We start from the raw sequence: 25,272 nt of genomic DNA, 5'->3' as shown, positions 1-25,272 counted from the left end.
TGCGTAATTCAACTACGCAACTTTAATTAGGTAAGTAAGTTCGGGTTTAGCTAGCACATCGCTGCTTAAACAGCTCTAAAGAAGAAGCTGATAATAAATGGTTACCCTGTAGCTGTAGTTGAAGACGGTGTTTTAAATGACGAGGAGGTTTGGATTTATACCATTCGCGCTCAAATTCTTCTATAGCGCTAAGCAACTCAGGGGTTTTATTAAAAAGGTGCAACTTGGTGTGTGGTGTATCGGCACCGTCAACCGCTTGGAACCCATTTTCTATAAGGAACTTGTTCAAACTACGCTTGCCATACAGAGCTACATCACACCACTTGTCGAGTAACACGTAATTATCTGTGAACGCCTTTACATCTTTCGCTTGATACTGAAAACTTGACCGAGTCACTGGCACTGTCTCCCAGCCCAATAAAGACGCAATAGCCGTGACTTTAACGCGCTCGGTGCCTAAGTATGCCATTATCTCGGATGTTGACAATAAACGGCCATACTGTGACTCTTCATGCTCAGCCAAGAGCATAATAAGCTCTGATTTAGAAACATAAAAATCAGCAAATGTTGAAGCATCATTACGACGATGAAAATTAACATTTTCACGTAATAACAATGCTAGAGCATCGCCAAAGTTGAATAAGTATTTAGCGCATATATTTGAGATGCTATTTAGCGTTAAATAATCATCGTCAAATTCACAAATTGCAGATGCTGACTGTTTACGTAGACGATCCAAAATTTCTTGCAGCTGAATTAGAGAGTACCGGTATGAGCTTTTGACTTTCGTTGATGACAAGCCAAGGCCGTGGTTAAGTTCTTTCAATTGCGCAGGCGTTAAGGCAAGCAACTTACTCGCTTGACCATCTAACAACAAACACTCGTCACATACTTCAACGTTACATCGCTCTTCGGCTATGCCCTCTGCACATCCTCCCAATGAAGGCAACTGCTCAACAGGGTGTTGCAACAACCGTTTTATCGAATTAATCAGGTTATTTTGTACTGTTGCCCCAAGAGCTGCATACAACTGTTTCAATAATCGAGAGCGATTATCAGCCGACCGGAGTAAACTAAACGCCTTGCTGAAGACATTTACTGATTCTTCAACCGTTTTGTCCCAACGTGCAATTGGCGTCACATTAAAGCGGCTCGGACTCAAAACTATCGTTCCGGCTTGATATAAAGCGTCTAAGTACGCCTCCTTTTCAAGCGGCAAGCATTGTAGCCAAGCTCGCTGATAACTTGGGATATCCTCGGGGAGCGGACTGTAATCGCTCCAACGTAAGCCGCAACGGAAACAACCAGCAAACACGTCGCTATTCCACTCAAGCTGATGATGACAACTTGGGCAACTGTCGATAAGCATCACCTGATGTTCATTGCAATGTGTAATGTGCCCATGTTGCCACTCATGCTTAACGTAGCCATCCTTCTCATCAATGCAAACAGAGCACAACTTGAGCTTTTTTGAGGAGATTTTGACGACACACGTGGAGTCATTTTTATCTAGGGCATGCGTGGTGTCAAAATGATTTTTTAAGTCCTCCGGTGCTAACTGCAGGGCTACCGCGAGTCGAGAAGCAAACTGGGGAAAACGGTCACGTTTGACATCGTAAACAGTTTCACTTGGATTCAAATCAAGCATCTGAAAGATGATTTTGCTATCAAAGAAACCATTGCATGCAGCGATTCGCAGTACATAGCCTTGTACGCTTTCCCCTGCTTGCGGGCGAGGTCGAATCGGAGGGTGATTACGCATATAACCCTCGCTGGATAAGCAGCTTTTTAACTTTACTTATTGAAGCACTGAATGGATTAAGTTCTTCACCTTCAAAGCATTCGTCGTACGCTTCAACCAATGTTGATTTAGTGATTTTCTCGCCATCTTCTAAACGATCTAAACAGTCTTGCATCAACGTCATAAATGGACGTAAGCAACCATCGGTCGCAAGTAACATGCGTAGTAAATTGTCGTAATTAACATTGCAAAAATATGAAAAGCCCTCGTCAGTAATCGACTCGTTTAAGCATTTAAAGTAAGGGGCTGCGACCGGAAGGTGCTCAAAAAATTCGAATAAGAACTCAAGGTATTCAAGCTTATCTTCTTGGGTTTTAAAGCTGAAAACGGGTAACAAAATTGTCTTCGGTAAGCGTGACGCAAGCTGTTTATCAACGTCTTTAATAGCCATAGCATTGGGGGTTCCGCATAGTATCCACGCGCAATTGGTGTTGTTCGCTATTTCTTTAAAGTCTTTAACAAAAGCGCTAGTGGGTAATAACTTAGTTGAGGGAAGAACCTCCTGAACCTCATCAACAAACACCACTTTGACATCCATCTCATTGATTAGCTTGATGATGCGAGTCTTCTTATCGGCAGCCGTGCCTTTTTCAGGAGCAATATCACCCAGCTCTTGAAGTATCTGACCATACAGAACCTTCAGATTACCCCCCGGTACTTCGACATAAATACCAAACTTGTTATCGTGCTCGGAAAGTGATGCTTCAGCATGCTGAGATAAAAACGTTTTCGCAAACGTTGTTTTACCAATACCCGACTCACCTAATAGGATTGCACCCCCACGCTCAGAATCACGGTATTTCATGGTATGTAATACGGACTGCTCAGCTTTTAAATACTTACCCGTGCGACAGTATGTCTCTGCGATTTGACGGGCGACTGAGTTTAAATCATGCTTTTTCATAATAACTTTACCTACTACTTAGACTTTAATGCGTTTAACGTTCTTTTTGACGACGGTTGTTACTTTCTTAACTGGCTCATCCACTTCTGCGTCATCCTCACTGAGCTCTGGTGGGGCAATCATTCCTGCCTCGTTAGCGCTGATGCATTGCTCGAGCTGCAGCTGAATCTCTGCAGGCATAGTCTCGTTAGCATCTGATGGTTCAAATGCTTCAGCCTCGCTAGAGCTTGCCTGCTCGATTTCATCATCCTCATCGATAAGTAACTTTGGTGACAGGCGGCCCACCGCATTGGTTAAATCCAATGGTCCCTTCGACATTTGCAACGCTTTGTGTTGTGCCAGGGATGTGGGCTCTGAGTACGTCGTTGACGGCACCTCAAACAATTCACCGGTGTCAGGGTCGACAACTGAGATGCGAGAGATATCAACATGTGAATAGAACCCTATGACTTTTACTGACTTAGACTTTTTGTGGTATTTGTCGTAAATACGGATAAGTTTGCCAGGCATATTACGTGTTTTGGTTTGGTCGTTGTACCAAACATTGTTACGAACAATGCCTTTGTGCGCATGGATAGTGAACTCCGTTTCTACACCACGGAAAGTGTTAACTTTGACTAGGTAGGCAGGGTCAAGCATCGGTACAAGGTGTTTATACTCTCTCGCAACCTCTGCAGGTGTAGCCTTACGAAGCCCGCAGTGCTCGGTTTGGTGATATTCATCTAAGATAAAGGTCTCAACTATCTTGCGAAATTCTGTCTCTGTGATACATGCTGAGACTTTGGCTTGTTGCGTATCTTTATAGCCTTGCATGCGCTTGCCCTCGTATCCATCGATGCGCTTGCAACAATGCTCTCGAAAGGTGAGGTTAAAGCGTTCAATGATACCGTTTGACCACGGTGACGCTACCGGGTTTTGTTGGCCACGAATTTGAACATGCATTAAATAGCTACTCATCTGCTTGGCTGAAAAGATACCAGAGTCGTAACGTACTTCTTCAGGCTTACCGTATAGAGGCCAGTCGTGCTCAGTATGCTCAGGCTTGCGTTTGGCTTGTATCGATACTCTCAGTAGCTCGATTGCTGAGCTTAAGTCTTCTCTGCGCGAGTGCGCATAGACTATTACGTAGCCAATAATCGCTCGAGTAAAAATATCAATCGCAAAGAATACGACGGGCATACCTACGTACTCACCCGCATGGTTAAACAAACCAAGGTTAATGTGAACAGCGTCAATTTGGACAAGCTCCAGCGGACGAGAGACCACTATATGTTGACTCGATTGTCTGAATCTTCTGCGGGCGACATTATAACCTTCGCGTGCAATGCACACTTCTACGGGATCTAAGCTTGCAAACTTAGCAAGAAATGTTGAACGAGCCATGCCTTTGTAGTTTTCGCGGTCACGACACGGCATCCCGTTAACTAATTTTTTTTGCGCTTCTTTATACTTTCGCCAGCACGCTTCTTGAGATAGACCTTGTTGTTGGTCCTTTTCAGCTTTGGTAGGCTGGAAATAGTATTGATGAATGATGTCAAAGAATAAATCAACGGCCTCTCCGGAGGCTTGCTCACCTCGCTTTCCCTTTTTAAGGTTGACCATGGCGACAAAGTCAAAGTCAAGTTGTTCAGCCTTTTTTAGCCACGAATATACTGTATCTGCCGATGGTTTATTCTTTCCGGTATCACCACGTTCTTGTGCTACTTTATCAATAACTTCGCGAATGACTCTGCGAGAGCAGTTTGATTCACGATCTCGGAGCGGCATCACATACGCTTCATATCGCTCCGCAGAAAGCTTCTCTGATTGAGAAGTCAGCGGTATTACAGGCGCAATACACCCCTCCATCGGCGGTGTTTGAATATGTTCACTTAGAACTTTTTTCTGGTACTTCTCAGGTGAAAGCATGATGCACCGTGAATTGAGTTCTATAACAACAAAGTTTTCCTTAAAAGCACGGATGACGGCTAGCATGCCATGATAAAGAATCTCTTTACCTTCCGAAATTACAAGAGCGCTCATGCGACCTCCAATTTTAATGTAAGTGTCGAATTTGCATCGATTAAAAGTGTTTCATCCCACTCAAAAAAGCCATGTGCAACCAGTGCCAAAGCACTGTGCAGTGGTTCTTGAACGTGTTCTGCAAGATGACCAACTAACTCACCAAAACTCAATTGCTGGCATGGTAAACCATCAAGAGATTGCACCTCTGTCGCGCTAGGCTGGCGCTGAAGATATGGATAGAGGCGCTGAAAGTTATCTACCTTGTGACCTCGATAAATGAACTTCTCGTCAACCAGCTCTAGCGGGTGATGCAGGCTCTGTGCAAAATAGGCTTGCAAAGTTTGAAACTTACGCTGGTTTTTGGGACTTGCGAGCTTTTCGCTCGGCTTAATTTCTTGGCTCTTAAAGCGGCCATTAGTCAGCTGCACCAGAAAATCAGGTGTATAGCGCCCATTGCGGCCATTTAGTGGGTAAGTGACTGAAAACGGCTGCGCCACATAACGCGCAACGTTGGCGTCAAACTCTAAACATAGTGCTGAGTGCGCTTCGAGCGCGCTCTCAAATCGAAACGAACAGTGGTTCTTATGTGAATAAAACTGATGCTGTACCGATAGCTTGCTCTTCTCCATCGGAGGTGTTTGAATATGTTCACTTCGAACTTTTTTGTGGTAGTCCTCGGGTGACAGCATGATGTATTGTGAATTGACTTCGATAACAACAAAGCTGTCCTTGAAAGCACGGATAACGGCTAACTTGCCATGGTAAAGAATCTCTTTACCTTCAGAAATAACAAAAGCGCTCATGCGACCCCCGATTTTAATGTAAGTGTCGAATTTTCATCGATTAAAAGGGTTTCATTCCAATCAAAAAAGCCAAGTGCAACCAGTGTCAAAGCACTGTGCAGTGGTTCTTGAACGTGCTCTGCAAGATGACCTACCAACTCACCAAAACTCAATTGCTGGCAGGGTAAACCATTAAGGGTTTGCAGCTCTGTCGCGCTAGGCTGGCGCTGAAGATATGGATAGAGGCGCTGAAAGTTATTTACCTTGTGACCTCGATAAATGAATTTCTCGTCAACCAGCTCTAGCGGGTGATGCAGGCTCTGTGCAAAATAGGCTTGCAACGTTTGAAACTTACGCTGGTTTTTGGGACTTGCGAGCTTTTCGCTCGGCTTAATTTCTTGGCTCTTAAAGCGGCCATTAGTCAGCTGCACCAGAAAATCAGGTGTATAGCGCACATTGCGGCCATTTAGTGAGTAAGTGACTGAAAACGGCTGCGCCACATAACGCGCAACGTTAGCGTCAAACTCCAAACATAGTGCTGAGTGCGCTTCGAGCGCGCTCTCAAATCGAAACGAACAGTGGTTCTTGTGTGAATAAAACTGATGGAGTACAGATAGCTTGCTCTTTCGTGGCAGCTTTCGCATCAATTTCAACTCACGCTCTTTTAACAACATTTCTCGCCCTCCGCGTTCTTGCGAAACACAACAATGCAAATAAGCATCAAGCGGTTTTTTGTTGTTTTTGTGTCACTACAGCGACGGTAAAAATTTGCACACTTTTCGCGCCATTTGCTGGAAGTGTAGTCGATATGTGCAATACTGAAAGGTTGGGCTAATGAAAATTCACCTAATTGCTCGTCTCCCCAAAAGCCATAAACATTATTTTTATTAAAAAACACGCTCGAAAGCATAATACCCACCCTAAAACACCTATTTTTGTTTAATTAACACTCTGCAAAAGCAGATTTGTGAGAATTAAACAGGTTTTTTCGGGGCTTTGCAAACGCGATTCCATAAAACTAAAAACCCCGCAAAAAAGTGCAAAAAACACACCACAAAACAACACAAGCAACTGTTTTTAAATAATTTGCGCTTTGCAACCTTATTTAGATTAAGTTCCAAAAAAGCCACACAAAAACAGGTTAAGTTACATTTTTACCGCTAATTTTTATTTTTATGCAATTAACCACTGTTTTTCACAGTTAAAATACTCTACATGGTCGATATTCTTGTCAAGAAGCGAAAAAAAATGAAAATAATTTCATAATAATTCAAAATAAATTAAAATGTGATAATTATCACAACTGGAGCTATTGCATGCCTCAAAAAACGCAACGATTCAAAGTAAACCCGTCCGTCATCGCTGACTTCGATCGAATGATCGAGGGGCTAGGTCTGGTGAAAAAATTCTGGTTTAACGCATTTATAAGATTCGAAATAGACTTCCTTGAATGGGTTTATTTCAAGCTCCGAAAATCTAAAGATATACCGATAAATAGTTTTACAGCTATGAGGTATATTGAGCGGCTATACAAGGCTCAAGGAACAACTAACTTGCGAGTAAAAGAGTGGGAGTATTTTTATGTTCAAATGACTGAGAAAGAAATCGAGCTACTTAACGATAAGTGTACCTACTGGTCATTAAACAAAGACAACTTTATAGAATTTGTGATGAGTGAAGCTGTTTTTCGAGTTACGGGTGGAAACTTCAAAAACCTCCGGGAAAAAGAGATGGAAGAACTGTTTTACCTCAAACGCGCAATCACAGAACGGCCGAACCCTAAAGACAAGCTAGCTCGATACCAAGAGAAGTTATTTGTTGATGATGCCATCATTCCGAATTGGTTTAAGAAAGAATGCCGAAAACGCTACCCTGCTCAGTACAAAAGATTTGAGCAATAAGCGCTAAAACTAAAGGCTTAGATTAAATATCTATACTTTATTAGCCGAGCAAAACTCAATGCCTGCACTGAAAAAAAACATAGTGCAGGTTTTGAGTTAGTACACATTAACTTTGAACTAACTTTTCTACCATTTTAGATATTTCAAACATGCCGCTTTCCATAGATGCACTTAAAACTTCTGTTTTTTGATAAGTTGGTACGATGATACCCAAGCTCTTAAATTCGTCATGATGAGTAATTAAATCCAGGTACGATTTCAATAACACCGGTTTGGTTGTCGATCTTGATAGATCTTTTTTAACCTTCTCTTCAAAGCGAGCCACTTCAAGCTCATCGTCGTCTTCATATTTTGTATAGTAAAGCTCACGCCCAAGTCTTTTTTGAGACCACTTCAACATCCCGAGAAGCTTTTTTATTTCTTTTTGTAATTCTTCTGTCCCCATTTGTCCCTAACACCTTTGCTATGTTTGTCATTACTGACCCAGCGGGGCCAGTAAATTGAATTAATAACCTAATTAATAAGGAAAAAATATGTCTAAAAACACCATGTCCAAAGCCGCTGCTGCGCGAATTCAATCAGCTACAGCGAAAGCTAACGGTGGCGTCGTGCCTAAAGACTCATTTGCAGCAAGAGCGATGTCTTCAGCCAGCAAATCTGGCGGTACACCACCAAATGGTCCGAGTAAAACAGGCAACCCCTCTGGGGGAGGTCGTGGCAATAATCCACCTAAAAGTAAATAGCAGGGTTTATGCCAAATACCTCTAATATGTCTGATGCTGAGTTAGATCTATGGTCAGACATTAACAACCCCAATAACGACGCCGATATGGATGACTGGGCTGATGCCCATAATCCTAACAACGACGACTACTTGGGCGATTAAAAACAAGGTAGCTCAGGCGATCAGTCTGAGCTACCTACATTCTTTAGCGTTTTTTCTAAAAGCGTCTAAAAAGCTATCTTCGTCTACTTTGTAGCGTACATAAGAAATTTCATTCATCGTATCTTCTAATGCACACAAGCAAATGCTTTTCTTTGAACCATACGAAGAATAGCGTAAAGGCGCTTGGTAAGAACTTAAACAAGCATCTAACACCGCATACTCAACATCCATGGGATATCGATTATCAGTTATTGCGTAATCGATAAAGAGGCTACCACCATAAGCTAAACAAACTGTCAGCCCTGCTGCTTTAATTGGCTTGGCAATGGAAAATTTCTCTAAAACGCTTTTACACGTCTTACAATGCAACTTTACTGTTGCCCCAACTTCGGCATCATCTCCACAGCTACAAGATTCTGACATGTTTACTCCTTGCTGATTTATTATTATTCCATTCATTCGTTATCAAAAATAAACAACGAAGTTAAACCACTAATATATATACTAAAATAAATCCAAGCCCACCACCCTAAGCAACTATTATTTCGAAACAGCTCCCCAAAAAAAACCTTTTTATGCATCAAATAGAGCGAACAGTACACCACGTACGAATTAAAATAATTTAAAAAACTTCTTGCATCCGAACCTGGTTGCGTACTACTACCCCGTCAAGCAAAACCGTACACAAAATACGAACCAGAAAAATTATGAAAAACATCGAATCTCTAACGACAGAAACAATCACTGGCGCAACCAACGCACTTTTTGATAAGAGCGAACACAGAAATGACCAGAAGACTGATTTGCTTACTGGCGCTTCGTTAAGTGCAAATGGTGAAATCATCGCTGAACAGCTTGGTAATGTTATCGTAAAAGAAGGTAAGAACATTCAGCGCTATTTATTACAACAAGGCATTGGTGTTCAGCTTATGAAAGCTAGCTAAAGTGGGGATTAACCAAGTCAACGATATGTAAACCATGCGGTTTTGTCATAAGTCAAACCCTGGACTACACTCAAATTGAATGGGCAAGGACGTGCTCTCGATACGGTTACCTTGCTTTTCTTCTATCATTTAATTAAAAGGATTTATCATGCTTATTCTCACCCGAACAATCGGACAAGTAATCCACATTGGTAACAACATCACCTGCAAAATTATTTCAATCCAAGGGGAGCAGGTGAAGGTTGGTATAGAAGCACCTAAAACGGTCAGCGTGCATCGGTCTGAAATCTACAAGCGGATCAGGTCGGAGTTAAATGCGTAAAGCCTATTCTGACTTTATCTAGTATGAGCATCAGGAGTTATCGCACTACTTTCATTCTGCGATAACTCCTTCGGTGGAAATTCTTACGTTAAACGTCTCTGTTGTGCCACTTGCTGCCGTTCGCAAATTATTTATTTTCTAATTTCCACGCCTGAATTTGTCAGTATCCACGAATTTGATGTCTTAGTATTTACATTTTGGTATATACGTAAATCAGCAGGCATTTTCATATACTCATAGGTTTCGACATTGAATAGTAATGGCCCATTATATTGCTCTGAATATAGATTCAATAAGAAATAACGTCCGCTCGGTGTAAACACATTTCCGATACCCGCTTGCATTCCAAATGTAGGCCCTTTAAACCCCATACCTTCTTTAGTTGTTAATACCTTATTATCGTCAATATAAAAAGACATATTCGTTCTATCTTCACTTATCTGGCTTTTTACTCGGCCTTCCGCTATCAACATGTCTGAATAATCGTGAACAGAAAAATTGTAAAATATAGTGCGAAGATTATTTATTTTCTTTAATTCCTCTAAACCGACAACTTTTCTCTGAGTAGAATTTAAAGGGCTGTGGTTCAGTACCAAGTCCCCATCAGGTGTAGGGCTTACAAAATAAATACCATTTTCACCCTGAGCATATAAGAAGAACGGCATAGGATTAACAACCTTCGAAAACTCTTGATTATCAATAGTATATTTAACTAACGCTTTTGTTTCTGAACTAATATAGCCATCTTTATTTCGTTTATATACTTCATATTCTAGAACGTAAAAGTAATCTGAAGTAGGCCCCCATTGAATGTTACCTGTATAAAATGTTTCTCCAACAGGTTCACTTTTAACATCAAACGGGTTCATTACTTTAGATATAAACTGCTTTATAGAACCGTCATATGAAAGCAACCAAATTTCATCAGAATATTCAATGACCGCAAAAGAATTATTTGGCGATACGTGAACATCTACTATTCTCTTATCAGACTCGAATATTGTTTTGTCTGCTATAGAGAATTGGTTCCCAAACTTAATTGAATTACCTATTGAATAAAAGACTTCTTGTTCATTAACTACGGTAAATTCAGTGGGAGTAAAATTAAGGGCTGTAGGAGGGTATGTTTCTTTATCAATCAACACTAACAATGAAAAATAAAAAATTGCAATTAATCCGAAAAAGACAACTACCGTATAAAATAACTTTTTCATTGTGCATCCTTTTCGGGTTAACTCAATAATTCCGATTTAGTCCGTTAATCGCTCACAGCAGTCGCTCGCGGCCACTCACTTTTCAATAAGTTACGTTATTTATGCAGACGCCGCAATTGTGCCAACCTCGGTCCGTTAGAGTTTGCTTATATACGATAATTTTGGAGTATTAGCGCCCAAGTCTCAGTTAGGTGTTTTTAGATTAGAGACTAACTTAATTAACAATGCTTCTTTTCTAGGCGTTGTCCAATTTCGCTTTAAGTAACCGAGTAAAAGGCCAACTGGAACACCAACCAAAGCTGAAAATTTTCCATAACCTTCATTAGTGATAAGAAAATAACTAAACCAAATCAGTACAATCACCGTTACAACTAAAACGTATTTGTACCATCGCCATCGATTAACAAATTTAATCGATTCATTGATTATCTTAACCTCAGGTTGACTATATTTCATAAACACCTAACAGTTTAATCTTTTGTCGTAAGTTGAGTGACTCTGATTCGCTCACAGCAGCCGTTCGCTACTGACTATTAATCAATAACTTACGCTATTTAACCGACAGGCGCAAATGTGCCAATACCTGTCAGTCGCAACAGTTATTTAAACCACAGTTTTTGTTTTCTTCGCTGAACGCGTCTTCTTTTGCCTAAAGCTATAAGAGCTAGGCCACCCGCTACAGCAATACCTGAACCTCTAGCTCCTTGATAAGCAAGCATCAAACCAACTATAACGATTAAAACACCTAATACACATAAAGTTAGCGGGGAGAAATATCCGTAATTTCTTTCGCGTGTTGACGCAAATAATAGCCTCCAACCTATTAACCCTAAAGGTATTCCTAGGATGACCAACAAAATTGTAAATAATCCTGAGTCAGATGTCGTATCGAATAAAGCTTTGTGCGCTACAAATATAAATATAAAAAGACAAGCCAGTCCAAAGACAATGGATTGGATACGAGGCATAGGCTCAGTTACTTTCTTTGTGTCAAAACGGGAGTGCTTCATGGTACAGGTTAAATAGATTACCTTATGTTGACTTTAGGCTGCTTGTCGCTCTTAACTGCCTAAACAGCTATATTCTTTGGTAAACCAATATTCAGCTCTACCATCTGAAAGAACATAATTACTCTGGTTAGCTGACACAACCGTATACTGAATCTGAGAGTGACCGTTGATTGTTTTTAACAAACTATTCGTCTCGAAAGTCCATATTCCTTTCTCCCAATATTCATCAGTATGGTAAACTGATTGCTCTTTGTTTAAAGGGCCACGCTCGATGACATGACAACTGAAATTACCGTTGAGTTGAAAATCACAATCATAAGTTTCGATGGCATCATCACCTATATCTATTTGGCTAAACCATTTCCCTTCAAAATATTTCGAATTAAGTTCTACTTCGATGTGATTTGGTCTTGAGCAGTCTTTACTAGCATCAGTTATTACAGAACATGAAGTACAACTAAAAAGTAATATGAGTGCAATTCCATGCTTCAAAATTAGTTATCCTTTAACGTCTGTTGTTCGCTCTAAAAGGCAGCAGTCAATCAGTAACCTACCCCAAAAAACAGTCCGACCATACCGACTATAAATAAAACCCACCAAGATTTATATATCCATAAATATTTTGCTATCAAAGCATCATTCCTTGAAGAGTTAAGATCCTTAGCTTCGTGCCAAAAACCTGAAGTATTTAACATTGAGATATATACACTGGTTTCCATGTCAACCCCAAGTTCTCTAAATCGATTTTTGATTTTTACCGCTAACTTTGGCGCTAAAAACTGTAAAAAAATAAGGACAGAAAAATAAATCGTATATGCCATTTTAACTCTACTTTAACTTCTGCTATTCGCTCACAACAGCCCCTGACTGCTTCCCAAAGTACCGGATTACTTAGACCGACGCGAACGCGTTAGTAGCCATATTTTTTAGGATTTCTCAATATTGCTGCAACACTATCTTTTGCAGCATCAAGTGATAATTCGCACTGCTCTAATATAGCGATTGCCTCTTCGATATTCTTTTGGCGAATTGCAGAATTAAAATTGTTAATTTTGTTCATGACAAATAGCCTTTCATTTATCGTCATTCCTTTTAACTTTGTCATAAACCTCTCTCATGTTTCAGGAGCAGTCGCTAGGGGTGTACTAAAGTTTAAGCTTTATAAAAGTTGTGTTTTGCACAGTATCGCCAACTGAAAAAGAAAAATGGACCTAATAAAAACCATACCCACAACATTACATTTCCATTGCCATTGTACAACTCTATACCCCCATATACGGTAGTGCCAACACCAACAAATGCCAATGCTTGATGCGGAAGTTGTAGCCAAGCAATCTTTGAGGAACCAACTAAATAAAAACCTACTGCTCCTAATATAGAACCCAGAATTAGAAGGATTACTGGCCTAAAGGTTAATTCATTTGTTCCTAGGGAGAATTGAACTAGTGAAATTATTCCAAAAAGGAAGCAAAACTTTGCTAAGACAATTAGTATCCCTGCCAAAGTGGTATTTGTCTTTTTTCCTGTCATATCTAGCTTATATTTATATATTGCTACGGCCGCTGTTCGCTCGTTAGAGACATTAACCTTTTCAATCTGTTAACGTCAAACTTGTGCCAATAACCGCCGTTCGCTAAATCATAACGAACGAGTTTTCTATATCTTGCTAAGATATAGAACGTGGTAACAAATGTCTCAGTTTTATTTTTCGTTCTTGAATTGTTCGTTTCGTTTCAACTCAGACTTAATAGCTTTTTTGACTTCATCATCCTTAAGTAATTCTTCGTATCCATCAACCATAGTATCAACTTTATCCTGTGGAATTTGCTCTGAGCTAGGCTTCGAATAAAACGTCATAGCAGCATTAAATCTCTTCATTGAAACCCTCATTATTGAGGAGATTAGTGCACTATCTTCATATATTTTTGAAACATCAAAACATCCTTTAAGTTTGGTCTTCGCTTTTCCATCTTCACTATTGTATTCAAGCACTTCGGTTGTCCAAGCAGACCAATCAATTTCTTGATTAGGAAATTTACTATTTAAATTATCGAAAAGCTCTTGAGAAAATACATTTTTTAAGACGAATGTTCCTGTATTTTTATTAATACGATTCATTTCATAAGAAAGGCATGAAGATATTGGTGCTGTTTTTTGTGCATACGAATAACCACTATGAAAAAATATTAATACTAATATTATGCGCACAATACCTCCTTGAAAAATGTTAATTAAATTTGATAAAGAAATAGAAATTTTTGGCTCTTAAAGGATTTTTGATTGTCTGTAGTTCGCTCACAGCAGCCGTACAAGACTGCCTCTTATTCAATAACTTACGCTATAACTGCGAGTGACGCAAACGTGCCATTTTCTGCCGTATGGGTCATAGCTTGCTACAAACTACACGACTTAATTTCCCAGCATCGTCCAGCAACTGGTACCCACCCTTTGATTTTATTAACAACTCATTCGGCTTAGTTTTATAAGAGGCTATAGGAGCACCGATTAATCCATATAATTTATTTATGACGGGCTTCGATTTAGAAAAAGTAATTATATATAAGTTTCCTCTGTCGCTCGACATGTGGGATATTCCCTCAGTAACTACATATCCAAACGGAAATTTGTAAATATCCTCAACATTTAAGTCAGCCAGTATTGATACTTTATTTTCGAGATCAAAGAAAACCAACTCTCCACCAAACTCTCCTCTACTATCACCAGCCAAAACCCCAAAAGGCGTCCTATAAATTACGTGAGGAATTACGTCTTGAATAGTCAAATGCCCTTCAGGTGCCGAGCCATATTTCCACCTATCTCTATAAAAGGTCATTGTATAGGCTAAAGGCGCATTAGCATCTGCTGCAATTACCGGATTCGACACAATCAAAAGTTGTCGTTCGTTTAACTCAAACTGTTGATAAAATTCATAAATTTCAGAATCTTGAACTTTTTTAGGAAGTGGCCCTCTTCTAATAGGGTCGTCAAAATAAGACTTATCAGGGTCCAACTCTAAGGCTTTGCCCTCATCGTATTTTCCACATTCGAATTCACTAAAAATTGGTGAAGAAAGAGCATTAAAGCTCATTAAAAATATAGTAAGCGCCAATTTTTTCATTATTTAACCATACGTACTAGGAGTGCCTTAACGGCTGCTTATCGCTCACAGCAGCCGTTCGCTACTGACCATTAATCAATAACTTACGCTATTTAACCGACAGGCGCAAATGTGCCATAAGCCGCCGTTGGTAATGTTACTTACAGAAGCAAAGTTAGGAAAACGAAAGTAGCCAGAGAAGCCCCTATCACTACAAACCACTTAGGCAATTTCATAGCTTGTTTTTTGTAGAGAGGCGATGCCTTTTTAAATTCATTAAAACTATCTCTCTTAAATAAATGCTTATACGCTCCGAATACAAAAACAAGGGATATTGCTAAGCTCGTGAGAAACAAAGACGTTAAGTTAGATGCGCCAAAGCCTTTTGCTCCCACAAAATATACGATACCCGATACCCGATACCCTTGAGGATTGGTGAATTAAGTACCCTAATGCGATTGTCATCAGAAGAAATATGATGAATATTTTTATTAAAGCTATGGTGAACAGTCTTTTATGTTTTTTAGAAGTTACCACTATTCAATTCCATTTTATTCTTGCGGCTGCTGTTCGCTCAGTCCAGACATTAAGCTTTCTAAATTGCTACCTAGTTAAATAGCCTTTAGATATGAATAGCTCTTTAATTTCTTTTTCTAACTTCACCAATTCATCTTCTCTTTCGAAGCCTTTACATCCGTGATAATGGTGAACAGATTTTACATCGCCAGCATATTGAATTGTTAGTATTGTGCTTGAATGATCAGTCCATTGCTCTTTGCAGATATTTTCTTCGTCAGACCAACCATAATCATCCCTAAAATTATGGAAATTATAGCTATCAATAACTTTCAATAAGTGAGTAAATAATTCCGGACTCTTTGGAAAGCTGTAGACCCCTTTATTAGATACATGGCTTTCTCCTTTGTAAATAACAGTACCGTCGGAAAGAACCGTTATTTCATATACTGGACATGTTCCAAAGCATGGTGTTTGAGCGAAAATGAAAGCATCACTTGGAGATTCTTTTGAAAGTGACGTAAAAGATATAAGGATGAAAATAAAAGTAAGGAGCTTCATATGATTTCCCTGGTTTTTAAGAATATTTAACCGACTGTTCTTCGCTCATTACAGACTCATACCGCTTACACTGCTGATGCTAGAGTATTTGGCTAAAGCTGATTTATCTTTAATTTCTTTCAGAACATGCTGTATATCTGTTTGTATCCCGTCTAAGTCATATATACCACCCAAGGCGATATTCAAAGCTTTAAACTGTTCAGGCTCCATAAAGACATAAAGTGCATATTCCGAATAACACTTATATTGCGGAAATAGCGAAACTAACATCCATGAAATTTGCTCTTTTGAATAGTATTTGGCCTTTGGATATTCTTTGTTGAGGAAACTATTTCCTTCTCTTAAAAAAGCCAACAATGCTCGTGTCTTTTTGGACCATAATATGGAAAGCATAAATATCCTTTTATTTCCGCTTATCGCTCGCAACAGCCATTCGCTACTGACCATTAATCAATAACTTACGCTATTTAACCGACAGGCGCAAATGTGCCATTTATTAGCTTGTTAGGTATACAATGCCTCTAATGCTATTGCAATGAATTCTATTAAAGCAGCAGAAAAAGCCAAAGTTAAATACGAAGCCCAATATGCTCTTTGATAAAACCTAACCTTTCGAGGTTCGACAAACATCTGATTTTCATGATGCTCTTTCAGCTTACCAAATATAACTACTGGTAATGTTAGAATCCAAAGCAATAACACCCAAACAATATCAGTAGCCCAATATGCGATTAATGGTATTAAAACCAAAAAGATATTGGATATCATAAAATATTGACACTTACTCGAAACATTAACGCGTATACCTAGCGCCCGCATAAGGGGCTAAGTAATGCTTGCTAAAATGTGCAGCGAAGCGGAACCGAGCAAGCTTTACGTGTCCCGTGCTTAATGCGCTTGTTAGGAGTACTTTACAACAACCCCATAAAATATTGTATTGGTGGCACAGAAACCAATAAACAGCCCAAAGCCAGCAACCACTTCTTACTTGGAGGGTAAAAAAGCGTTTTACTAACACCTGCCAAGCCTTTAAAAAAAATACACATATTGGTTTTGAAATACGCTAATAAACATATGCAACCAAGAAAAACAGCATAGATTACAGAAAGCAGAGTTTTTTCAGGGGTTAGGAACCAAGGCGGAATAAAAACTAAAGCAGTCAATAAAATGCTTATAGCTTTATTTTCACCTTCTGAATTCTGGAGTCCTGATTTCCATATAATAACCAAAATAGTGGTTACTATTATTAGGGCAAACCAGTGCCCAAATATGAACTCCATTTCAGTACTCCTAACGCCTCGTTAAGAGGCAAATAATGCTTGGCTATAATTTGGAACGCAGTGAACAAAGCCAAGCTTTATTTGTCCGTGCTTTAACGACTTGTTAGGTGTCCTTTTGATTGCGTTGAACTTTATTTGCAATTTTATGCCGAAATATTACTGTAAAAATACTCGTAATTACGAAAAGAAAACCACAAGCAAACTTTACGAATTTTATAGTCGGTATGTAAGGGAAAACATTATTGCTCTCTGTGTAATAGCAGTAATCACCAAATTTTTTACAAACAACTAGGTTACCTATTTTTAGTTCTTTTAATGAAACTAACCTTAAATGGATTTCATTGGAGTCAGTTAAATAAACGAACAATTTGGGGCCTGCACTTTTGTTTCGCTTTTGCTCATCTATGTATCTTAATTCAATAGGTGAAAGTTCAATAATACTTCCAAAGTAGTGTGCTTTAAGTTTATTAGAAGAACCTTGAAGTCCAGAACTAAACCAAAGAATACCTAAAACAAAGAACCCAATAGCCGTTAAAACCACCTGTTTGGAAAGATTATCCATGTACACCTAACGCCGCAAGCAACGGCTATTTTGGGCAGGCTATAATTGAAGCGAAGCGGAACCAGCCTGCTAAAAATTGTCCGCTTGACTTGCTTTGTTATAGGCCAATTGCACCTGACCTAATTGCGTAAACTTTTTCTTGCTAAGTGATCCACTTCAGTTACTTTGATATTATTTTGGTCAGCAAAGCATTTTATTGAATCTAATATTTGACTATGACTAGCTTTAAAACCACGGGTTGGGATTGTGTAGGTGTAAAGTTTCTTAACTATTGTCCCCATAAACCCTTTGCTTTTCCACCAGTTAATATCCTTTTTCCTTTTCCTCAAATTAACATTCAACTCGTTAATTTTAAAGCTAACGAACTTGTATTTAACTGAACCATTTATAGAACTATATATTGATGAAATTTGCTCGGCTGGAATTTCACCAATTGAAAATGGTGATGAATTATCAATTAAAAAGCCGTCTGCAATTATAAGTCCCTTATTACGGCTACAAATGAACTTTCCATAAATTAATATTAATGCAGTAATCAATATGGAAAAAGGGATAAAGAATAAATAGGCGATGATCGGATGGTACTTATCTGCATTTTGTTCAAGCTGCTCATAGGGCATTGCCAAAATTGAAAAGGAAAAATATGCTGACGATAAAAGTACAACAAAAAGCAACAGCAACTTAAGACCTGATAACTGAAAATGTATTCTATCCCGCACTACTGAGTCCATCTAAATATCCATACATAATTGCTGCGAATTTTGCTTTGGCCTATAACAGTTGTAATAAGTGGAAATATCCATGAAATACGGAATTATTCCACGTTTTATTTAATGATAATTATCGGTATTACTAGAACGACCGTTGTTCGCTCAAAGCGGAAGTAAATTTCCACTATGTTTTTATTTAATTTACTGATTAAACGTCAAAAGTAAAAGTGTCTATTACGACGATTCGTGACATGAAACTCAACAACATGTGCTACAAACTATTGATTTTAATGATAAATGCAATCGACACGGAACGATTTCGTTGCGCCTCAATAAGAGCTAAGCTGTTGATTATAAATAGGAATAAAAAAAGGATCTACGTTATGTAGATCCTTAATTTCATATCAGCCCAGCGTAAGCGGCCTTTTTTGTGCCCGGAATTTGACTATAAACAATTGAAAAGGTTAATGTATATTCAAGTGTTAGCAATCTAAACGTAACTGAAAAATTTAAAATAAATAGTTACTTAACAGGGAAATTACTTTGAATCAGCTATTAATAACCAATATAACAGTGATGTGTTTTTTGTTAGGTTGTGCTTCAACAAACAATGAAACTTTAAGTTTTAATAGCAAATGTGAAGGCTTTGAGTCCAATGACTCCGACAGGCTCGAATATAATTCTTATAAGAACTCTATCAATAGAGTAGCTCCTAAGTACCCAATTCAAGCGGCAAGAGATAAAGTTGAAGGGTATGTTCAATTTAATTTTGATATATCTGAACAAGGCAAGCCAATAAATATTGAACCAATATCGTCATTTCCTTCAGATACTTTTATAGACGCTGCAAAACAGGCTCTTTCACAGTGGGAATATATCCCTATGACTAAAAGTGGCTCGCCAGCATTAAGCAAGTGCCATAGTGTACAAATTGATTTTAGGCTGAGCTAAGACTGCAGAGTCGAGCTACGTACATTGTTGTGCTTAGAATTATATTTTAGTTAGGCTCAATATTCTTACTAGGACGTTAATATGAATAAATGAAAACCGCCTTCTTCACAAGGCATTAACCTTAAGTGGGGCGACCAACAAATTCGAGGCTTAGTCCTCGAATTTTTATTCATAAAAGTGAATATTTGACTTGGCGGTCGGTTAGGTTAGTATGAAGCGAAGTGGCGGAGGCAACTACCGCTTTGAGCGATAAGCAGACCTTATTAATACGATGAATAACAATAAGAAAAAATTAATCCGGATGCTGGCTATTCAAGTGTTGTTGACTGCCATTCACAAATATTTAGATACGCCAAATGATGTGAGTTTTATTACTTGGCACTTCTTAGCTGCATTGGGTTTTGGAATATATGTTATTTGGTTCGCTTTGAATCTACGATGCCCAAATTGCGGTGCTGGTCAGGTATTCCGAGGTTTAAGTGCGTTTAACATTCGGTGGCCTGAGAACAATTGCCACAAATGCGAAAAGCCTTTAGGCTAACAGGCAGTAAAGAGCGATCAACGGTCGGTTTAGTAATACCGATAATTATCATTTAATAAAACGTGGAATAATTCCGTGTTTCATGGATATTTCCACTTATTGCAACTGTTATGAGGATCAAAAGAGTGTTAGAGGACGTCAAGAATGCTTTTCATTTTGCGTTTGACAAATTCAGCCCGATTTTGGTCGGATGGACAATCGGCTTATATTTCTTAGGCGCTTTTTCATCTCCTGAGAATATTGACAATACTCATATAGCAAATTTTGATCGCTTTATAACCCTTTGTTTAATTTGTTTTGGTTTAGCCTTTTTATTTAAGCTTTTTAAGTTGCGCAGATCCCCATAACAAGGCAATAAAGTCATGGACGCAAAACAGTTGGCTGCGCTCGTGCCTCGCTTATTTTAGCCAACTATTTTGCGCCACTTATTGAGGTGTTATTACCTCGAAACCAGCGTATATTAGCAATTGCTAACGGGCAGAAAATGGCACAAAGCGGTCATAGCCTATTAGCAGATCTACGATTAGTGTGATTGTCAGATTTGGTTAAGACCTATTATTCACGTCTGACAGTTCAAGTCGAGACTTATACAAATTAAGTCAACGTCACAAGATGCTTATATGGACCAATAACTGGTTAAATACAAAAGATTGGCATTCAAATCACAAAGACCTTAGATAGGCTCATTTTTTGATCTTATCACCTCATTTTCGATCATTTTCCAGCAAAAACATGACAGTTCACTGAAGTTAACCCGCATTAAAGTATTTGCTCAGTTTATTTTGCTTGGATTATTTTAGAAATAAACTGGATTGCACACACACATACCTTATTTTTAATTTGCTGTTGCGATAATCCACAAGCTGTATATACTAACAGTAACTGTACGAATAAACAGGCCAAATTAACATGCGAGCACTAACTGCCAGACAACAACAAATATTTGATTTAATCAAAGAAACAATAAACGCCACCGGTATGCCACCGACACGTGCTGAAATTGCTAACTTTTTTGGCTTTAAATCTGCCAACGCCGCCGAAGAACATTTAAAAGCACTAGCCAAGAAAGGCTTTATTGAAATGCTGCCAGGCACGTCACGCGGTATCAAACTCGCAGAAGAGCACATCGACGACGACGGCCTACCACTTATTGGTCGCGTCGCTGCCGGTGAACCCATTTTGGCACAAGAGCACATTGAAGATAGATACAAAATTGATGGCAACCTATTTCATCCAGCCGCCGATTACTTACTGCGCGTTAACGGCGAGAGTATGAAAGATATTGGTATTATGGATGGTGATTTACTTGCCGTGCATCAAACAACTGATATCCACAATGGCCAAGTTATTGTTGCTCGTGTGGAAGATGACGTTACCGTAAAGCGTTTTAAACGAGAAGGTAATGTGGTGTACTTACACGCCGAAAATAAAGACTTTGAACCGATTGTCGTTGATTTAGCCGCAACGCCTTTTAATGTTGAAGGTATCGCAGTAGGTGTTATTCGCAACGCCGACTGGATGTAATAGCGGTAGTCTCACTGCTAACTGCTAACTGCTAACTGCTAACTGCTAACTGCAGTTCTATTATCTACCAATAGAAACTCACCTTTTACAATCGAACAATCAAGCGCCTTTTGTTGAAGGCGCTTTTTTATTTGTCCCGCAGAACACTATCCCTTTACACCGACACCTTTAGTGTGAAACATTTTTCCCTCCGACGAAAAAATCGTAAATCCATAAAAAATAAAGAGTATTTGCTCTACACGTAGTCATTACTAAATATCCAAAAATTCTATCATTTTTTACACAAACAGCTTTACCTCGTATAAAAATTGAGTAATTCTAGTATACGTATTAATCAGTTATTGGCATTTGTATCGCGTAATAACGAAAAAGCGCAACACATAACAACAATAACACGCGCAATATCTACCACATCAAAACCCAACGTAGATTTGCTGTACGTAAATAACAGCGGTGAAATTTCAACCGCACTATAAAAATAAAATTTACGGAAATTTGCGACATCGAATTAAGATGTATCTTGTCCTTCTTTCTGTATTTTCTTTGGCTTAATAAGCAGAGGAGATGTCGAGTGAAAAGACGCAACCTGAGTTGGCTGTTGTTGACAAGTATGTTTGTCAGTTCAGTTCATGCTGAGTCGCAATTCAATATGACTAAAGGTGTGACGGATGTCAGCCAAAATGTCTATGACTTGCATATGATGGTCATGTGGATCTGTACCGCCATCGGTATTGTCGTATTTGGGGCCATGTTTTGGTCAATGCTTTTCCACCGTAAATCAAAGGGATCTAAGCCAGCTGATTTTCATGAAAGCACGAAAGTAGAGATACTGTGGACGGCCATTCCTGTTTTTATTCTTATTGCCATGGCATGGCCAGCAACCAAAACGCTGATCGCCATGGAAGATAACTCAAATTCCGATATCACCATTCAAGTCACCGGTTCACAATGGAAGTGGCATTATAAATACTTTGATCAAGGCATCGAGTTTTACAGTGTGTTAGCCACTCCGAGAGAACAGTTTGACAATCGCGAAGGTGAAGGCGCGCCCAAGGGTGAAAATTACTTGTTAGAAGTCGATAAGCCGTTGGTAATTCCGGTAAATAGAAAAGTCCGCTTCTTAATTACCTCTGATGACGTCATTCACTCGTGGTGGGTACCCGCGTTTGCAGTCAAGCAAGATGCAAACCCAGGCTTTATCAACGAAGCGTGGACTAAGGTCAACGAGCCAGGTATTTATCGCGGCCGATGCGCCGAGTTGTGTGGCAAAGACCACGGTTATATGCCGATTGTGGTTGATGTTCGCAGCGAAGTCGACTACGAGCAATGGATTAACGAGCAGAAAATTGCCATAACCAAAGCGAAACAAGCTGAAGCGGCATCGCTCAATGCACAAATGAGTATGGACGAGCTAATGAGCTTAGGTCAACAAACCTACACCGCCCACTGCGCCGCCTGTCACCAACCCAATGGTCAAGGCTTACCACCGGCATTCCCAGCCTTGGCGGGCTCGGGCATTGCGATAGACCCAGAAAAAGTCAGCGAACACATTAATGTGGTCTTTCACGGTCGTGCTGGTACCGGTATGCAAGGCTATGGCAAACAGTTGAGCCTTAAAGAAATTGCCGCTGTTGTCACCTATGAGCGAAACGCTTGGGGCAACAACACAGGCGATGCAGTACAAGCCAAAGATGTTCAAAACACCGCGTCAGGTGACTCAGCCGATACTGCCGATACGGCTAGTGCAGCGCCAGCGTCAACAGCACCGACTAGTCAGGCACTAGTCGCTGACGTCGCAAGTGATGCCGAACAAAGCGTTGCGGCCAGCGCAAGCGATACCATGGACGACTTAGAAATGAGTGAGCTAATGACACTCGGCGAACAAGTTTATATAGCTAAATGTGCCGCTTGTCATCAAGCCAATGGCGAGGGTATGCCACCGGCATTTCCCGGCTTAAAAGGCAGCGCTATCGCAACTGGTGATATCAGCGCCCATATTGATATGGTCGTTAACGGTAAGCCAGGTACGGCGATGATGGGCTTTGCTAGCCAATTATCAGCGCAAGAAATGGCCGCGGTTATTACCTACGAGCGCAATGCTTGGGGCAATGATACCGGCGATGTAGTTCAAGCCAAAGACGTTGCTAAGTAGGGGGAATGATTATGAGTACTGCAACTGACACATTAGATCATATCGATGATCACCATGATCATAAAATGACCGGCATCAAGCGTTGGTTATTCACAACCAACCACAAAGATATCGGTACGCTATACCTTTGGTTTAGCTTCATTATGCTGCTTACTGGTGGCGCCATGGCGATGGTTATTCGGGCTGAGTTATTTCAACCTGGATTGCAAATTGTCGAGCCAGATTTCTTTAACCAAATGACCACAGTTCACGGTCTCATTATGGTCTTCGGCGCCATTATGCCAGCCTTTACCGGGCTAGCTAACTGGTTAATTCCAATGATGATTGGTGCTCCAGACATGGCTCTACCAAGATTGAATAACTGGTCATTTTGGATACTGCCATTTGCGTTTACCATCTTGTTATCGTCATTGTTTTTAGAGGGTGGTGGTCCTAACTTTGGCTGGACGTTCTACGCACCGTTATCAACCACGTATTCAAATGGCAGTACCGCATTTTTTGTATTTGCGGTACACATCATGGGTATTTCATCAATCATGGGCGCAATAAATATCATCGTGACCATTATGAACATGCGCGCACCCGGCATGACGTACATGAAAATGCCATTATTCGTGTGGACCTTCTTTATTACCGCTTACCTACTTATTGCGGTTATGCCGGTATTGGCAGGTGCGGTAACCATGGTACTAACAGACACCTACTTTGGCACCTCGTTTTTTGATGCCGCAGGTGGTGGTGACCCAGTCATGTTCCAGCACATCTTTTGGTTCTTTGGTCACCCAGAAGTGTACATCATGATTTTGCCGGCGTTTGGTATTGTATCTACAACCATTCCAGCGTTCACTCGTAAACGCTTATTTGGTTATAGCTCAATGGTATACGCCACCGCATCAATTGCCTTTTTATCGTTTATCGTATGGGCACACCACATGTTTACCACCGGTATGCCGTTAGCGGGTGAACTGTTCTTTATGTATTGTACGATGCTAATTGCGGTGCCCACCGGGGTGAAAGTGTTTAACTGGGTAGCCACCATGTGGCAAGGTTCAATGACGTTTGAAACACCTATGTTGTTTTCAATCGCCTTTGTCATCTTGTTTACTATTGGCGGTTTTAGTGGCTTGATGCTGGCCATGACCCCGGTCGATTTCCAATATCACGACACCTACTTTGTGGTGGCGCACTTTCATTACGTGCTGGTAACCGGCTCACTGTTTAGTTTATTTGCGGCAACCTACTATTGGTTACCGAAATGGACTGGTCACATGTACGATGAAAAAATTGGTAAATTGCACTTTTGGTGTTCGCTTATCTCGGTCAACGTATTGTTCTTCCCAATGCATTTTATTGGCTTAGCCGGTATGCCTCGCCGCGTACCAGACTATGCCCTGCAATTTGCTGACTTTAATAAGTGGATCAGTATTGGCGGCTTTGCCTTTGGTCTATCGCAATTAATTTTCCTATACGTGGTGATTAAGTGCATTAAAGGTGGCGAAAAAGCTGAAGCGAAATGTTGGGAAGGCGCGGAAGGTTTAGAGTGGACGGTCGCATCACCGGCACCTTATCACACCTTTAGCACCCCACCAGAGGTTAAATAGGCGAGGCGT

At 39.9% G+C, this 25,272-nt stretch carries 30 protein-coding genes; 9 read left to right on the top strand and 21 right to left on the bottom strand.

Features of this window, described 5'->3' with window-relative positions; all coding sequences use genetic code 11:
• Window positions 1-46 precede the first annotated feature (46 nt).
• From ACAY30_RS01535 to ACAY30_RS01515, 5 genes are read right to left on the bottom strand one after another with little or no spacing between them, the layout of a single operon-like run.
• A complete protein-coding gene (locus tag ACAY30_RS01535; RefSeq protein WP_290252281.1) occupies window positions 47-1,762 on the bottom strand; it encodes a TniQ family protein in 1,716 nt (571 codons plus the stop codon).
• Complete coding sequence (locus ACAY30_RS01530; RefSeq protein ID WP_290252280.1) at window positions 1,755-2,705, bottom strand: TniB family NTP-binding protein; 951 nt, start codon at window positions 2,703-2,705, stop codon at window positions 1,755-1,757. The genes ACAY30_RS01535 and ACAY30_RS01530 overlap by 8 nt, the downstream gene beginning before the upstream one ends.
• 18 nt (window positions 2,706-2,723) lie before the next feature.
• Entirely contained in the window at window positions 2,724-4,727 is a 2,004-nt protein-coding gene (locus ACAY30_RS01525; protein WP_290252279.1) for a hypothetical protein, read from the bottom strand.
• Window positions 4,724-5,512 carry a TnsA endonuclease N-terminal domain-containing protein gene (locus ACAY30_RS01520; protein WP_290252278.1) on the bottom strand — a complete coding sequence of 263 codons (789 nt, stop codon included), beginning with the start codon at window positions 5,510-5,512 and terminating at the stop codon, window positions 4,724-4,726. Before ACAY30_RS01520 ends, ACAY30_RS01525 begins: the two co-directional genes overlap by 4 nt.
• Window positions 5,509-6,021 (bottom strand): Tn7 transposase TnsA N-terminal domain-containing protein, encoded by a 513-nt coding sequence (locus ACAY30_RS01515; RefSeq protein WP_290252277.1) that lies wholly within the window; start codon window positions 6,019-6,021, stop codon window positions 5,509-5,511. Before ACAY30_RS01515 ends, ACAY30_RS01520 begins: the two co-directional genes overlap by 4 nt.
• 786 nt (window positions 6,022-6,807) lie before the next feature.
• Here ACAY30_RS01515 and ACAY30_RS01510 point away from each other — a divergent pair.
• Window positions 6,808-7,392, top strand: coding sequence for a hypothetical protein (locus ACAY30_RS01510; RefSeq protein ID WP_290252276.1), 585 nt, complete (start codon window positions 6,808-6,810; stop codon window positions 7,390-7,392).
• 106 nt (window positions 7,393-7,498) lie between these two features.
• Here ACAY30_RS01510 and ACAY30_RS01505 read toward each other — a convergent pair whose 3' ends face one another.
• Entirely contained in the window at window positions 7,499-7,837 is a 339-nt protein-coding gene (locus ACAY30_RS01505) for a hypothetical protein (protein ID WP_290252275.1), read from the bottom strand.
• An 88-nt stretch (window positions 7,838-7,925) separates the two neighbouring features.
• On the opposite strand from ACAY30_RS01505, the gene ACAY30_RS01500 reads away from it, so the two are divergent.
• A complete protein-coding gene (locus ACAY30_RS01500; protein ID WP_290252274.1) occupies window positions 7,926-8,135 on the top strand; it encodes a hypothetical protein in 210 nt (69 codons plus the stop codon).
• Window positions 8,136-8,143: 8 nt separating this feature from the next.
• Window positions 8,144-8,278, top strand: a complete 135-nt coding sequence (locus ACAY30_RS01495; protein WP_290252273.1) for a hypothetical protein — start codon at window positions 8,144-8,146, stop codon at window positions 8,276-8,278.
• Window positions 8,279-8,308: 30 nt separating this feature from the next.
• On the opposite strand, the gene ACAY30_RS01490 is transcribed toward ACAY30_RS01495, so the two are convergent.
• Window positions 8,309-8,701 carry a hypothetical protein gene (locus ACAY30_RS01490; RefSeq protein ID WP_290252272.1) on the bottom strand — a complete coding sequence of 131 codons (393 nt, stop codon included), beginning with the start codon at window positions 8,699-8,701 and terminating at the stop codon, window positions 8,309-8,311.
• Window positions 8,702-8,985: 284 nt separating this feature from the next.
• Between ACAY30_RS01490 and ACAY30_RS01485 the strand changes: the two genes are divergently transcribed.
• Together ACAY30_RS01485 and csrA are read left to right on the top strand one after the other, a co-directional pair.
• On the top strand, window positions 8,986-9,222 hold the full coding sequence (locus tag ACAY30_RS01485; RefSeq protein WP_290252271.1) for a hypothetical protein: 237 nt from the start codon (window positions 8,986-8,988) through the stop codon (window positions 9,220-9,222).
• Window positions 9,223-9,370: 148 nt separating this feature from the next.
• Window positions 9,371-9,544 (top strand): carbon storage regulator CsrA, encoded by a 174-nt coding sequence (csrA, locus tag ACAY30_RS01480; RefSeq protein ID WP_290252270.1) that lies wholly within the window; start codon window positions 9,371-9,373, stop codon window positions 9,542-9,544.
• 131 nt (window positions 9,545-9,675) lie between these two features.
• Here the strand turns inward: csrA and ACAY30_RS01475 are convergent, their stop codons facing one another.
• The 14 genes from ACAY30_RS01475 to ACAY30_RS01410 all read right to left on the bottom strand — a co-directional run bounded on the left by ACAY30_RS01475 (window position 9,676) and on the right by ACAY30_RS01410 (window position 18,515).
• Complete coding sequence (locus tag ACAY30_RS01475; RefSeq protein ID WP_290252269.1) at window positions 9,676-10,758, bottom strand: hypothetical protein; 1,083 nt, start codon at window positions 10,756-10,758, stop codon at window positions 9,676-9,678.
• Window positions 10,759-10,941: 183 nt separating this feature from the next.
• Entirely contained in the window at window positions 10,942-11,214 is a 273-nt protein-coding gene (locus ACAY30_RS01470; protein ID WP_290252268.1) for a hypothetical protein, read from the bottom strand.
• A gap of 143 nt (window positions 11,215-11,357) precedes the next feature.
• A complete protein-coding gene (locus ACAY30_RS01465; RefSeq protein ID WP_290252267.1) occupies window positions 11,358-11,726 on the bottom strand; it encodes a hypothetical protein in 369 nt (122 codons plus the stop codon).
• A 93-nt stretch (window positions 11,727-11,819) separates the two neighbouring features.
• Entirely contained in the window at window positions 11,820-12,260 is a 441-nt protein-coding gene (locus tag ACAY30_RS01460) for a hypothetical protein (RefSeq protein ID WP_290252266.1), read from the bottom strand.
• Between the two features lie 50 nt (window positions 12,261-12,310).
• Window positions 12,311-12,589, bottom strand: a complete 279-nt coding sequence (locus ACAY30_RS01455) for a hypothetical protein (RefSeq protein ID WP_290252265.1) — start codon at window positions 12,587-12,589, stop codon at window positions 12,311-12,313.
• A gap of 89 nt (window positions 12,590-12,678) precedes the next feature.
• Window positions 12,679-12,873, bottom strand: coding sequence for a hypothetical protein (locus ACAY30_RS01450; RefSeq protein WP_290252264.1), 195 nt, complete (start codon window positions 12,871-12,873; stop codon window positions 12,679-12,681).
• Window positions 12,874-12,920: 47 nt separating this feature from the next.
• Entirely contained in the window at window positions 12,921-13,298 is a 378-nt protein-coding gene (locus tag ACAY30_RS01445; protein WP_290252263.1) for a hypothetical protein, read from the bottom strand.
• 171 nt (window positions 13,299-13,469) lie between these two features.
• Window positions 13,470-13,976 (bottom strand): hypothetical protein, encoded by a 507-nt coding sequence (locus ACAY30_RS01440; RefSeq protein WP_290252262.1) that lies wholly within the window; start codon window positions 13,974-13,976, stop codon window positions 13,470-13,472.
• A gap of 175 nt (window positions 13,977-14,151) precedes the next feature.
• Window positions 14,152-14,886, bottom strand: coding sequence for a hypothetical protein (locus ACAY30_RS01435; protein WP_290252261.1), 735 nt, complete (start codon window positions 14,884-14,886; stop codon window positions 14,152-14,154).
• A 582-nt stretch (window positions 14,887-15,468) separates the two neighbouring features.
• Complete coding sequence (locus ACAY30_RS01430) at window positions 15,469-15,942, bottom strand: DUF6438 domain-containing protein (protein WP_290252260.1); 474 nt, start codon at window positions 15,940-15,942, stop codon at window positions 15,469-15,471.
• 48 nt (window positions 15,943-15,990) lie between these two features.
• A complete protein-coding gene (locus tag ACAY30_RS01425; RefSeq protein ID WP_371189993.1) occupies window positions 15,991-16,335 on the bottom strand; it encodes a hypothetical protein in 345 nt (114 codons plus the stop codon).
• A gap of 518 nt (window positions 16,336-16,853) precedes the next feature.
• Complete coding sequence (locus ACAY30_RS01420; protein ID WP_371189922.1) at window positions 16,854-17,222, bottom strand: hypothetical protein; 369 nt, start codon at window positions 17,220-17,222, stop codon at window positions 16,854-16,856.
• Between the two features lie 103 nt (window positions 17,223-17,325).
• Window positions 17,326-17,784 (bottom strand): hypothetical protein, encoded by a 459-nt coding sequence (locus tag ACAY30_RS01415; RefSeq protein ID WP_290252678.1) that lies wholly within the window; start codon window positions 17,782-17,784, stop codon window positions 17,326-17,328.
• Between the two features lie 119 nt (window positions 17,785-17,903).
• Window positions 17,904-18,515 carry a hypothetical protein gene (locus ACAY30_RS01410; RefSeq protein WP_290252677.1) on the bottom strand — a complete coding sequence of 204 codons (612 nt, stop codon included), beginning with the start codon at window positions 18,513-18,515 and terminating at the stop codon, window positions 17,904-17,906.
• Between the two features lie 522 nt (window positions 18,516-19,037).
• Here ACAY30_RS01410 and ACAY30_RS01405 point away from each other — a divergent pair.
• From ACAY30_RS01405 to ctaD, 4 genes are all read left to right on the top strand, one after another.
• The gene (locus tag ACAY30_RS01405) at window positions 19,038-19,445 is read left to right on the top strand and encodes an energy transducer TonB (RefSeq protein WP_290251783.1); all 408 of its coding nucleotides are present in this window, start codon (window positions 19,038-19,040) and stop codon (window positions 19,443-19,445) included.
• A 1,450-nt stretch (window positions 19,446-20,895) separates the two neighbouring features.
• Window positions 20,896-21,510 carry a transcriptional repressor LexA gene (lexA, locus tag ACAY30_RS01400; RefSeq protein WP_290251136.1) on the top strand — a complete coding sequence of 205 codons (615 nt, stop codon included), beginning with the start codon at window positions 20,896-20,898 and terminating at the stop codon, window positions 21,508-21,510.
• Window positions 21,511-22,120: 610 nt separating this feature from the next.
• A complete protein-coding gene (gene coxB / locus ACAY30_RS01395; RefSeq protein WP_290251379.1) occupies window positions 22,121-23,662 on the top strand; it encodes a cytochrome c oxidase subunit II in 1,542 nt (513 codons plus the stop codon).
• A gap of 11 nt (window positions 23,663-23,673) precedes the next feature.
• Window positions 23,674-25,263, top strand: coding sequence for a cytochrome c oxidase subunit I (gene ctaD, locus ACAY30_RS01390; RefSeq protein WP_290251137.1), 1,590 nt, complete (start codon window positions 23,674-23,676; stop codon window positions 25,261-25,263).
• The last annotated feature ends 9 nt before the right edge of the window (window positions 25,264-25,272 follow it).

This window comes from Thalassotalea ponticola (assembly GCF_041379045.1).
GTDB lineage: Bacteria > Pseudomonadota > Gammaproteobacteria > Enterobacterales > Alteromonadaceae > Thalassotalea_A > Thalassotalea_A ponticola.
The sequence above is the reverse complement of the archived record's forward strand: the minus strand, read 5'-3'. Positions and strand labels throughout refer to the sequence as shown.